The 11,364-nt window shown below is 67.7% G+C and carries 11 protein-coding genes, 2 pseudogenes and 1 other annotated feature; of the genes and pseudogenes, 2 read left to right on the top strand and 11 right to left on the bottom strand.

Features of this window, described 5'->3' with window-relative positions:
- The first annotated feature begins 39 nt into the window (after positions 1–39).
- A complete protein-coding gene (locus NHG27_RS18625; protein WP_497017314.1) occupies positions 40–627 on the top strand; it encodes a recombinase family protein in 588 nt (195 codons plus the stop codon).
- 12 nt (positions 628–639) lie between these two features.
- Here the strand turns inward: NHG27_RS18625 and NHG27_RS18620 are convergent, their stop codons facing one another.
- The 4 genes from NHG27_RS18620 to NHG27_RS18605 form a co-directional block, all read right to left on the bottom strand.
- Complete coding sequence (locus tag NHG27_RS18620) at positions 640–942, bottom strand: hypothetical protein (protein WP_497017313.1); 303 nt, start codon at positions 940–942, stop codon at positions 640–642.
- Between the two features lie 231 nt (positions 943–1,173).
- Complete coding sequence (locus NHG27_RS18615) at positions 1,174–1,779, bottom strand: hypothetical protein (protein ID WP_497017312.1); 606 nt, start codon at positions 1,777–1,779, stop codon at positions 1,174–1,176.
- 368 nt (positions 1,780–2,147) lie between these two features.
- Positions 2,148–3,098, bottom strand: a complete 951-nt coding sequence (locus tag NHG27_RS18610; RefSeq protein WP_497017311.1) for a hypothetical protein — start codon at positions 3,096–3,098, stop codon at positions 2,148–2,150.
- Between the two features lie 481 nt (positions 3,099–3,579).
- Positions 3,580–4,044 (bottom strand): zeta toxin family protein, encoded by a 465-nt coding sequence (locus NHG27_RS18605; protein ID WP_497017310.1) that lies wholly within the window; start codon positions 4,042–4,044, stop codon positions 3,580–3,582.
- Positions 4,045–4,054: 10 nt separating this feature from the next.
- On the opposite strand from NHG27_RS18605, the gene NHG27_RS18600 reads away from it, so the two are divergent.
- Entirely contained in the window at positions 4,055–4,219 is a 165-nt protein-coding gene (locus NHG27_RS18600; RefSeq protein ID WP_497017309.1) for a hypothetical protein, read from the top strand.
- A gap of 54 nt (positions 4,220–4,273) precedes the next feature.
- Here NHG27_RS18600 and NHG27_RS18595 read toward each other — a convergent pair whose 3' ends face one another.
- From NHG27_RS18595 to NHG27_RS18565, 7 genes and pseudogenes are all read right to left on the bottom strand, one after another.
- Positions 4,274–5,146 (bottom strand): hypothetical protein, encoded by an 873-nt coding sequence (locus NHG27_RS18595; protein ID WP_497017308.1) that lies wholly within the window; start codon positions 5,144–5,146, stop codon positions 4,274–4,276.
- A gap of 228 nt (positions 5,147–5,374) precedes the next feature.
- Entirely contained in the window at positions 5,375–5,611 is a 237-nt protein-coding gene (locus tag NHG27_RS18590) for a ParB family protein (protein WP_043651912.1), read from the bottom strand.
- 239 nt (positions 5,612–5,850) lie between these two features.
- Positions 5,851–6,738, bottom strand: a complete 888-nt coding sequence (locus NHG27_RS18585) for a ParA family protein (RefSeq protein ID WP_497017307.1) — start codon at positions 6,736–6,738, stop codon at positions 5,851–5,853.
- Positions 6,739–6,921: 183 nt separating this feature from the next.
- A complete protein-coding gene (locus tag NHG27_RS18580; protein WP_497017306.1) occupies positions 6,922–8,634 on the bottom strand; it encodes a MarR family transcriptional regulator in 1,713 nt (570 codons plus the stop codon).
- A 314-nt stretch (positions 8,635–8,948) separates the two neighbouring features.
- The gene (locus tag NHG27_RS18575) at positions 8,949–9,173 is read right to left on the bottom strand and encodes a hypothetical protein (RefSeq protein WP_497017305.1); all 225 of its coding nucleotides are present in this window, start codon (positions 9,171–9,173) and stop codon (positions 8,949–8,951) included.
- Positions 9,174–9,328: 155 nt separating this feature from the next.
- A pseudogene (locus tag NHG27_RS18570) lies at positions 9,329–9,556 on the bottom strand (integrase core domain-containing protein); the annotation flags it as partial.
- 17 nt (positions 9,557–9,573) lie between these two features.
- Positions 9,574–10,809 (bottom strand): annotated as a pseudogene (locus tag NHG27_RS18565) (IS3 family transposase).
- Positions 10,418–10,531 (bottom strand) — a sequence feature (AL1L pseudoknot). It overlaps the preceding pseudogene by 114 nt.
- Positions 10,810–11,364: the final 555 nt, after the last annotated feature.

Raw genomic sequence — 11,364 nt, 5'->3', positions numbered from 1 at the left:
TGTGCCCGGTGAAGGGGGTTCAACTGCGACACTTGCGCCATGACGGGGATGAAGATCGGATACGCACGGGTCTCGACTCAAGGTCAGGACCTGACTGCGCAACGCGAAGGGCTCGAGCGACTGGGCGTCGAGGCCGAGCGGATCTACGTCGACCACGGCCTGACCGGCACCAACCGCGACCGGCCAGGGCTGCGCGAAGCTCTAGCCGCGTGCCGGGCCGGGGACACGCTCGTGGTCACCAAGCTCGACCGCCTCGCCAGGTCCCTGCCCGACGCCAGGGATATCGCCGACGAGCTCACCCGCCGCCGCATCGTCCTCTCCCTGGGCGGCAACGCCTACGACCCCACCGATCCGGTCGGCAAGCTGCTTTTCAACGTCCTGGGCATGGTCGCCGAGTTCGAAGCCGACCTCATCCGCATGCGCACTCGTGAAGGCATGGCCGTGGCCAAGGCCAAGGGGCGCCTGCGCGGGAAGAAGCCCAAACTCACCCCCGCCCAACAACGCCACCTGCTGACCCTCCACACCGCCGGCGAACACACCAGCGGCGAGCTTGCCGAACTCTTCGGCGTCTCACGCGCCACCGTCTATCGCACGGTCGAGCGAGCACGCATGGTCAGGCGCACCTAGTCAGTGGTCGTTTCAGCCTTGTCGGAAGGTGCGGCGGATCAGGAGCGCGGCCGTTCCGGCTAGGGCGAGGAGGCCCGCGAGGAGGGCGAGCGGTGCGGCGCCGGTCCCGGTCGCGGCGAGTGGACCACCGGCGGTGGCGACGGTCGTGGTCGCGCTCGGCGAGGGTCCGGGCACGGGCTGGGCAGTGAGCGTGGGCGTGGGCGTGGGGGTCGGGGTGGGTGGCACGGGGTCCCAGGTGAGGCAGACGGTCTGGTGCTCGACGGTCGAGCAGATCCGGGTGGGCCGGACCTGGCCGCTGAGCCAGTTGGTGTGCATGAGAAGGCACGTTCGTCGTGACCAGGCTCCAAGAACCCGGACCCTCCTGGCCTTCAGCGCTGATCGTCGGCGCCGTCGCCGTGGTCGCTCTCCTCGTCACAGGTGAGCCGGAACAGGCGATCATCGTCACTGCACCGGTACTGATCGTCCTCGGTACAGCCCTGACCAACACCAAAGAGCACGTCGGCCCCGATGCAACAAGACTGCGTCGGGGCCGATGCTCCTCAAGGATCAGGCGGCGGCACCACCCGGGGAGAGCAGGTAGCGCAGTCCAGCCATCTCAGCGTCAAGGCCGGGGTCGAGGCGCTCGAGCCGCTTCCGCTCGCTGGTGTGAATCGTGGCTCGAGGCAGGTCCACCAGCACCGCGATCGCGTCAGGGTAGGCCCGCTCGATCACTCGCAACGTCCCCCTGAGAGCGAAGTCCTCGAGCGGGGTCTTGTTGCAGTACATCAGGGCCACCTCGACCCGGCCGTCCGCCCTCTGCTCCGCGAACTGCGGGCGGACCCGCGCTTCCATCGCGCCGATCTGGACGGCAGCCGGCGCGACCGGCACCGGTGTGGTCTCGGCCCATCGAGGGACAGCGACTTCGATCCAGGCCTTGGCGATCGTCCCGAACGCGGTTCGACGATCCTCTTGGGCGCTGGCTGCGGCCGCGGTGAACGCTGCCCCGTCCCGGGTCGTCTGGCGGTCCTTCGTGGCTGAATGCTTGATGGGCATCCAGTAGTCGAAAGGATCAGCGGGCTTGAGCATCGAACGGATCAGGGCCCCACGTCTGTGCGGCGGGGTGTTCAGGTAGTTGGTGATCCCGGTGAGGGTCAGGGAGTCGGGCTTGGCCATGCTGCCTCCGGCGTCGGAGCGACGCGCCATGTTGCAGAATTCACAGGTGCCTAATGCGCGGACCCCGGCGAACCTGTGTGAAGATGAGGCCAAGTTCAGCAGAACGATGACCACTCACAAGACGCATCAGTCAGGTGGTCGGCAGGGTCCCGGCGGCTACCGGGACCCGTTTTTGCCGTTCGGGCCCTGTTGTCCCGAGCCCTGACGACTCGAGCATAGATCGAGCCACCGACACCCCGGCGTGTCCCATTCCGATACTGCTAGCTGCGACCCTCGGCAACCGCCCCAAGAGCCGACGGTGGGGCGAGCGAGACACCGATTCCACCAACAGGAGTACCAAGATGTTCACGCTTCGGCGTGATGTCCTACTAGAACGGGTCTCCGCCCTCGTCCCAGCGGAATGACGGCCAAGGCGGCGCATCCGAGGACCCCGGTGCCTGGGGTTGAGGTGTCACGGGCCGGGTAACAGCCTCGCTGCGGAGCACTTGGCGACTCATCTCGGGTTCAGGATCTGGCTCTCTCTGCACGGGTGCATAGATGTCGAGCAGGTCGTACGTGTAGCGCAGACGGCCACGGCGTGACGGATCGCCGAAGTCATCGGTACGCCGGCGGCGCGCGTCGAGGACACCGAGGTCGACAAGATTGCGTAGCCCGTTCTTGCGCGTTGATTCGCCTAGGCCGTACTCCGTCTGGAAGTAGGTGCGCGCGATGGCAAGGTCGGTGAGCTGTCCTGCCCGCCCTGCCGTACGGATGACAACCAGGTACATCGCAAGCCCTGCCCCGGTCAGGCCGGCGTCGGCGAACAGGAATCGCCAGGCGGCCTCAGGGATCCGTCGGTAGGTTTCACCCGGGGTTCCGTCAGGGATGGTGTACGGCGCGCCTGACCCATCCTCGCGAAGAAGCTTGACCGAGGGCGGCTCCCCCGCCACTGGTGCGGGGTCGACCGCGACGAGGCCACGCGCCTCAAGCTCACGCCATGTGCTACGGACGACCCGGCTTCCCGCGTGGTCAGGGTCGGGTAGACCAAGTAGAGCTGCCCAGAAACTCGCCGGCCGATCGCTGCTGTGATCGGAACCGCTGGCAATCCAGATCAGGCTGAGATAGAGCGCAAGTCGTGTCTTGCCTCCCCGGCCCCCTCCTGCTGCACCGTTGCGCGAACTGAGCAAGCGAGCCATCGGGTAGTGGCTCACACCATCGCTCAGTTCGTGACGGAAGAACGCGTCACGGACGGGTGCACCAAGCCCACGTCGCCGGGCCATGCCCTTGACCACAGCGTCGAACATCTCGCGCTGTAGGGCTGCCGTATTTTTCGATGCCATGGCTATTGGACCTGCCTAATCGTTCCGACGTTGTTCACGATCTTGTTGCGCAATTTTTAAGGGTCCGGGTAGGCTGGAGATACAGTGGAGTACTATTACGGGTTACGCTAGCGTACAGTATCGAGCGGCGAAGTGCCATAGATCAGAGGACAGGGGGCGATTCGCCTGCTACGGTAGAACCGTCCTGATAGTCCCCATGGAGACGCTGCGGGGGACTACTGCGAGGTCGGTTGGCCCTCGGGTCGCGGATGCGGTGGCGGAGGCCCTCTTTCGGCAACGCTGCCGGGTCCGTCTCGAAACGGCTCCCTCTGCGGACAGGATGCAGATGGCCTGACCCCCGGGGGTCAGGCCATCACTGCGTCCGGCCGAGCCGCTTCGGGCGGTCCCGGGACTTGGCGGCTGAGCTCGGGTAGCACCCGCGTTCCCCCGCCCCAACGACGCTCAGCCCTTCGGGCAGAGTCGTGCGCGGCAAGTTCGCCTGCTACTCGCGTTCGGTCTGCGGTCCCCGAACGACACCTCGCGGCCGGGGCGGTCGGGTGCTGGTGCCGAAGCTCGTGGCGCTGCGGGTGCGCGCGGTGATGAGGCTGTGGTCGACGAGTTCTCCCCCGCGTTGGAAGCGTCCCTTGTCGGTCTCCACGCGCATGGGCGTGTTCTCGCCCTCGGTCCAGAAGCGGCGGTAGCGGACTACGGCCGGGCATGAGGCGGCGAGGGCGGCCGCGGACTCCTGGGAGCGGGAGCGCCCGTCGGGGCCGTTGAAGACGTCGCGGGCGTAGATGCTCGGGACCCAGCGGCCGCCGAGCCCGTCGCCGGTCACGACGGCGCGCTCGTAGGACTGGCGCCAGCGCTGGGCGATGCGGACTTGGGAGAGCTCGTAGGGCACTTCGACGTCGACGACCTCGACCTCGTACCCCGCGGCCGCCAACTTCTCGCCGAGCTCCTTCCTCAAGCCCGACGGCGTGCGCGCGCGCGAGGAAGCCGGCGAGCCGTTCTTCCCCCTCGAGCTCGCGGCCCTCGTGCACGAGGAATCCTCGCACCTGGCCCGTGTGCTGCGCGGCGAGGCCCTGCGTGAGGGGACGAACGTCGTGATCGACTCCGTGCCTCGCGCAGCAGCTTCTCCCTGAACCAGTCCGCGTCCACGACCAGCCAGGCGTCCTGTCAGGCTACGTAGGGCGCACTCAACTCATGAGGGGGCCGATCAAGGCAAAGATCTCTCTACCCGCATCGGAACCTGCGGCCACCCCAACAGCAAGGATCACCTTCTGCGCCAGCTCGCGGATGAACCCGACGCGAGGTTCTGGCGTCTTCGTCTCGGCAATCGCTTCGTTGAGCGCGTCGCGTACTGAGTCGGCGATCTGAATGGGAAGGTCGTCGACGCGTTCGAGGGCGCGTAGAAGAACATCGCGCACGTCACTGGGGTCAGCGTCGAGGGTGACCGTGTTGTGCTGGGTGCTGTGGTCGCCAAACTGAACGCCAGCGATCGTCCCACCGTGTTGGTTGAGCGTTCGCGAGTGATCGGAGTGGTCGTTGTTGACGACCGTCGTCGGCACGCTGGCGGGTCGGACCACAATAGGGCGTTCGAGCGCGTCGCGCCCCTGCTGCTCTATGCCCATCACTATCGACTCCCCCGACGTCCGGAGAACCTGGATCAGGCGATGCTCCGCCAATACCTCAATCGCCCGTTCGATCTCGTCGGCCGACCTACCGCGTTCGGAACCCCACTCGTGAACAAGTTCGCTGGCGACGAACCGCTCACCGGTGCGTGCATGCTCCAGAACCCACCGCCGGGTCAGGTCGTCGCGGCGCCAACCATCCTCAAGGGAAGACTTGATCTTCTTGCCAATCTTGCGCCCGTAACCGTTCAGCGAGAGTTCGCCGTCGTAGCTGCTGGGGTCCGCCAATCCGAGTTGAGCAAGCTGGCCAACAAGTTCGTGGGCGTAGCGGACGTCACCTTCGACGAGGCCTGCGAGCACATCGCCAGCTGCGGTGCCTCCTGTCTCCAGTGCGCACAGAAGAAACCTCTCAGCATCCTGCCCGGCGATCTCATCCATGACGAAGTCTTCCCTCACCGCACCGTTCCCTTCCTCGGCAACCGCGTTCGCGTGGAGCCTATCGGTGGGAACTGACGCGCCGGGCCCCGCTCCTGAGAGGCCCGTTGCACAAGTTCACGCTAAGGCGAACCAGACCCGATCCCGCATCGTGCATCGCCGATACGGTGCCATCCGCACCGACACATCCTGGTGTCCGTTCCCGTCCCCACGCCCCTCAACCCCACGACCTCAACCGAGCGGCCGTCCCACGCGGAACTCAGCGCCGTTGGGCGGGAAGGGTTCGCCGTCGTTGAACTCCCCCGCGAGGCGTTCGAGCTCGCGTGCGAGGGCCCCGTTCACGAGCGCGGCCATGGACTTGTAGCCGCCGGGGAGGCCGCCGGTGCGCAGGACCGCGGTCTCTGCGGTCTTCACGAGCGTGCGCGGCATGAGGAAGGTGCGGGCGATCTTCGCGTCGTCAACCGGCACCTCAGGTGCCGCCGAAGGGACTGGCTTGCTTCGCGTCGCCGTCGTGCGCGGTTTCTTGACGGGCGCAGCCGGCGTGACCACGGCAGGCGCGAGGGCCGCTGCGGGCTCGGGGGCAGGTTCCGGCGTCGGGACCGGTGCGGGTGCGACCGGGGTGGCGGGCGTGCTGACCGCTTCGACCTTCGGTGTGAGCAGGATGGGGCTCTGGCTGCCGGGCCGGCGCCGTTGGGGTGCGGCTGCGTTCATGCTGCGCTCTCCTTGGCTGGGGTGAGCAGGCGGTCGATGACGTTCTGGGCGACCTGGTCGAAGATCCTGACGGTCTCGCGGCCGCGGGAGTCGGTCCAGGCGCTCAGGGAGACGGCGGCGGAGTCGGCCTCGGAGAACCGGGTCCACTCAGGGATGTAGTCGGGCGTGAGGTCGACGACGACGTCGCCCGGGATGGTCTTGGTGGTCCGGAAGTTCCAGACGAGGTCGCCGAACCGCTCGACGACGCCTTCGACCTGGAAGTCCGCCTCTGCGGTGGAGCGCTTGCGGGTGACGATGATCCCGCCGATGCGCAGCCCAGGGTTGGTGATGTCCTCCGCGTGGGCCTCGACGAAGTCCGAGACACGGATCGCGCCTTCGACGGCGTCGAACCCCGCGTCGCTGGGGATCACGACGACGTCGGCTGCCGCCATGGCCATCTGGACGAGGTGGCCGAGGTCGGGGCGGCTGTCGATGAGGACGACGTCGTAGTCGTCGGTCCAGCCGGTGAGCGCCTTCTTGAGTCGGCGGACCGCGCCCACGTTGCCGGCCTCTCCCTCGCGGTTGATGAGGTCGAAGCGGGCGGGGATGACATCGATGAGCTCGGCTTCCTTGGTGGGGTTTCCGGCGGCGTCGACCCACCCGCACGCGACGACGGCCCCCTCCCCCGCTCCCTCGGTGTTCGCGGCGATCGCCTCCGAGATGCTGGCGATCGGCGCGGCCGGGTCCCACTCGATGCCGAGTCGCCGGGTCGCGTTGGCCTGGGGGTCGGTGTCGACGACCAGGACCTTGAGTCCCTGACGCGCGAGGCCGGCTGCGGTCTGCACGCAGACACCGGTCTTCTGGACTCCGCCCTTGTTGTTCGCGAACAGGATCGTGTACGCCACGCTGACCACCTTCACTTCTCGGAGAACACAAGCATTACAAGCCTTGTATGCCTTGCAATCATGGGCGCCACGCGGCACCGCCGGTCACGAGTCTAGAACAGAACACAAGCCTTACAAGCATTACAAGCCTTGCAATGCTTGCATTACTTGTGTTTCTTGAAGCGGCCCCGATGGCCGGCGACTTCAGACGGCGACGGCCACCAGGGTCCAGCTCTCGGCTGCGTCGTCGGGCGGCCACCACCATTCGGTGTCGGCGATCTCGCGCGGGTTCGCTTCGCCGTCGTGGCGAGCGAGGTAGGCCTGCCAGGCCGCCCGCTGGGTGGCATAGCGGCGGAGCTGGTCGACGACGGCTTCGAGGGCCCCCAGGTGCTCGGCGACACGCAGCAGGTGCTCGGGGTGGGGGAGGAGGCGGTTCCCGGTGCGCTCGAGCAGGCCCCATGCGCTGAGGATGTCGACGGCGTCGTGCACCGCCCTGCGCGAGATGCCCGTGACGGCGACGAGATCCGTGATGGTGGCGGCTCGCTGTTGTTCGACGGCTTCAAAGACGAGGGCCGGGACGTGGCCGAGCTCGCGGAAGACCGGGCGCAGCGCATGGGCCTTGCCCTTGTCCCACCGCAGACCAGGGGCCACGTCGACCAGCTGCGGGGGGAGAGTGAGCGCGTACAGGTCCGCGTTCTCACCTCGAGCTTCCTGGAGGCGGTCGATCCATCCGCGCGTCGTGAGCTCGTGCAGGAGGACGGAGACGGTCGAGTGGTCGAGGCCCGTGGCCACGGCCAGCGAGCGGGTCCCGAAGGCGAGGTACCTGCTTCCGGCCTTGTGCGCCGCTTCTCCCAGTGCACGCAGCAGGAAACGGGCCCCGTACCAGCGACGCCCCGGAAAGCTGGTCAGTTCGGAGGTTCGGAGGGCAGCTCGCCACGTTCGGATGAAGGCATGCTCATCCTCGCCGGGGGGAGAGGGGAGCTCCCCCCCCTGTGACTTCTGGGCGCTTGTGTTGGATCTGTGCACAGTGTCATTCCCGCCGGTCGCCCCAGGTTCTGCGCGAGAGGGCGCGATGAGGGCTTGGGCGCGGCGCCAGTCGCGTGCCAAGGCCTTGCGCCGGTTGGTGGGGGAGTAGCGGGCGTAGAGACCGGCCAGACCGGGCCAGCGGCCGTCCTCGAGGCGAACGACGACGTCGGCCAGGGCCCAGCGTGCTCGTGCGGCGCCTGCCAGGACGGCTTGCCGGGCTTCGGAGTCCGAGGGGTAGCGCGTGGCGTTGTACACGCCCTCACGCGCGATCCTGGTCAGTCGTGGGGCCAGTCCGTGCACGTGCGCCTGCGGTAGGTCCTGCTCGGCCCCGGTCAGGGGTTCGGTGTCCTGGGCGGCGCGCCAGGCCGCGATCTCCGCCGTCAGCGACGCGTGGATGCGCTGCACGATGCGGGGAGAGTTGCGGCGCATGAGGACGTCGACGGCGGCGTTGAGCGTCATCGTGAGCTGCTGGTGGCCCCCGGACTTGTGCACGGCCCCTGGCGTGCGGATGCAACCCGAGCGCACCGACCGGTGCGGGCTCGCGTCGAGCGAGGCGAACATGGTGGCGAGGGCCTCGACGATCTCGCGGGCCGTGCGGTACTCGAGAGGCTTCGCCAGGGGCACGTAGAGGTGCCGGCCGCCATTGGGGGACACGTCGGTGACGACCCGGGCGCCGGCTGCGGTGAGCCAGGCCGTCAGGCGCTGCGCGTCGGCGTCGACCAGGGAACGGCCGCCGGGTGCGACGTCGAGGTCGAAGCACAGGGCTCGGCACGTTCCGTCGTCACCGTAGATGCGGACGGCCGCGGGGGAGGAGGGCAGTGTGTGGGTCAGAGGACGCTCGTCGCGGCCGCGGTACTCGATGCCCGCAGCGCGCGGCCGCCCGATCCTCACACGAGGTCGTGTGCCGCCTCCGAGCCGGTCCGCACAGGCCGCCCACTCCGCCCGGGCGCGCTCGACATCGAGCGCTTCAACCGGGACAACTGCGGACGAACGCCCGGAACCGGACGCCGAAGTGGCCACGGTGTGCGGTGTGTCGCTCTCGCGTGGCTGCACCTTGTGTGCTGCGGTGCGTATGATGGTCTCCAGATGTCAAGACACGCCCTCGGGAGTGTCGATCGGGACTCTTCACCGTGTGCCGCCAAGCTTTCAGGTGATGAGTTTCTGGCTTGGCCCGCCCCTTCGGGGGCGGGCCGCTTTTTTCTGCCTCAGGCAGGCATCTTCAACGTCTCCTGATGTCGCAGGGGGTGCCGCGGAGCGGGCGCCTCTTCGGGCACACCGTGGTGCTCTGCGAGCACCGCCGCGAGATAGTCGCTCAGGCTGTCGTAGGACGACGCTTCGTAGGCGTCACGGACCGTCTTGCCCAGACGTGCGGACGGACGCGTGACCAGGTGGTCCCGCTCGCCCTTGCTGGGCCTTCCCAACTTCGCCATGCGCCTACCTAAGCACTCTTGTTCCAGGAACGGGTGCGACACGCCGGGGGAGGTTCACAGGAAATCGGCGTCGATCGTGCATGCGACATCCCCGAGCTGGATCGTCGAGCCCGACGGGATCCAGAGGGACACCACCTGGCGGCGACGTCGCCGACCTAGTTGTTGTTCCCTGTGAGGTTGTGAACGCGTTCTGATGGGGTTTGGCCGCCGATGCCGGTGTGGGGTCGGTGGTGGTTGTAGTGATGCAACCATGCTTGGTAGGTCGCGGCGCGGGCGGAGTCGGTGAGGTAGAGCTCGGCGTAGGCCCATTCGGTGGCGAGGGTCCGGTTGAAGCGTTCGACCTTGCCGTTGGTCTGGGGTCGATAGGGCTGGGTTCGGCGGTGTTTGTCTCGTGACGGGTTCAGTGGAGACTCGGAACTGACGCGTCGACGGTAGTCGGCGCGAGGTTGTGCCGGTAGTGGTGGTCCTCGAACTCGGCCGGAGGGACGAGCCCGATCTCGCCGTGCAGGCGTCGGTGGTTGAACCAGTCGATGTACTCCGCGGTGGCGATCTCGAGGTCGTCGATGTCTCGCCAGGGTCCGCGGTTGCGCACAAGCTCGGCCTTGAACAGCGAGTTGAACGCCTCGGCCAGGGCGTTGTCATACGAGTCGCCCGTGGATCCGACCGAGGCGACCGCACCGGCCTCGGCAAGGCGCTGGGTGTAGCGGATGGCGACGTACTGGACTCCTTTGTCGCTGTGGTGCGTCAGTCCGGTGACGTCGTGCCCGTCGCGGGTGCGGGTCCAGATCGCCATCTCCAGGGCGTCCAGTGCCAGATCGGTGCGCAGCGACTTCGACAGCTGCCAGCCGACCACGCGACGGGAGTAGACGTCGGTGACGAAGGCGGCGTAGGCCCAGCCGGAGAACGTGCGGCAGTAGGTGATGTCGCAGACCCACAGCTGGTTCGGGGCGACTCGCGGTGAACTTCCGTTCGACCAGGTCCGGGCGGGTCTCGGGTCCGGTGCCCGGCACGGTGGTGCGGGGCCCCTTGGCGCGGCTGATGCCGCGCAGGCCGGCGCCGCGCATGAGGCGGTGCACGGTGCAGCGCGCCATACGGTGCCCCTGACGGCGTAGCTCGGCGTGGACCTTCGTGACCCCGTAGACGCCGTAGTTGTCGGCGTGGACCTGCCGGATCGTCTCCAACCTGGCCGCGTCACTGATCGAGCGGGCCGACGGCGGCCGGGACCGGGCCGCGTAGTACGTGCTCGGAGCGACCTGCAACTGACTGCAGATCGGCTCGACCCCGAACTCGCCCCGATGGGCGTCGATGTAGTCCACGATCACCGTTGTGGGCGGTCGAGCTCCGCCGCGAAGAAAGCCGAAGCGCTGCGCAAGATCGCATTCGCCCGCCGCAACTCGCGGTTCTCCCGCTCCAACTCGGCCAGGCGTTGGGCATCACTGGTCGTGGTGCCGGGCCGGTCGCCAGCATCGATCTCGGACTGCTGGACCCAGCCGCGCAACGTCTCAGGATTGATCCCGAGCTGCTCACCGACCCTGGCCAAGGCGCCCTTGCGGGTCGCCGGGTCACGCCGCAGATCGACCGCCATCCGGATCGCCCGCTCCCGGAGCTCGTCCGGGTACTTCCTCGGTGCTGCCATGCCTCTCATCCTTCCGGGGAATGAGAGCCTCCAACAGACCCGTCACGAGACACCTAGTCCAAGTTCCACCTTGGCTCCCACCTTGGCTCCCACCTTGGTGCAAGCCTTCGTGCAAGCCTTCGTGCATGCAAGCAACCATGCAAGCAACCCTGCAGCCAAGGTTGGCACCTGCCTTGGTACCCGCCCGGCCGCCTGCTAGGGCGCTCGACTGTCAGGGTGCTGCGGTTGTCGGCAGGGGAGGTAGTCACTGGGTCAGAGGGCCGGGAGGGATCCCTGCCACCTGGCTGCGTTGCGTGCCGCCAGGAGGGCGGCTCGGGCTGCTGCCGCACCGGCCACAAGCACGGCCCCACGGAGCTCAGGAGCATCGCGATGCGTGCCTCCTGCTCCCGTCGTCGCTGATCCGCACCAGGTGTGGAATCCCATGCCGACGTGCCGGTGCGCGGCTCGGCCAGCTCGGCGCCTAGGTGTACTGACCAGGACCGTTGTTGACGTGAAGAGAGACCTCCGTGTCGAGTGGGAGCTGTCTAGGAACCCGGCTCTGACCAACGGAGGTCT

It is taken from the genome of Oerskovia sp. 140933 (assembly GCF_059651515.1).
The sequence above is the reverse complement of the archived record's forward strand: the minus strand, read 5'-3'. Positions and strand labels throughout refer to the sequence as shown.

Coding starts and splice junctions, on each gene's coding strand:
- NHG27_RS18615 (WP_497017312.1), bottom strand. CDS start 1,779: ATGGCCAAGCCCGACTCCCTGACCCTCACCGGGATCACCAACTACCTG.
- NHG27_RS18610 (WP_497017311.1), bottom strand. CDS start 3,098: ATGGCATCGAAAAATACGGCAGCCCTACAGCGCGAGATGTTCGACGCT.
- NHG27_RS18575 (WP_497017305.1), bottom strand. CDS start 9,173: ATGGCGAAGTTGGGAAGGCCCAGCAAGGGCGAGCGGGACCACCTGGTC.
- NHG27_RS18595 (WP_497017308.1), bottom strand. CDS start 5,146: ATGGATGAGATCGCCGGGCAGGATGCTGAGAGGTTTCTTCTGTGCGCA.
- NHG27_RS18625 (WP_497017314.1), top strand. CDS start 40: ATGACGGGGATGAAGATCGGATACGCACGGGTCTCGACTCAAGGTCAG.
- NHG27_RS18620 (WP_497017313.1), bottom strand. CDS start 942: ATGCACACCAACTGGCTCAGCGGCCAGGTCCGGCCCACCCGGATCTGC.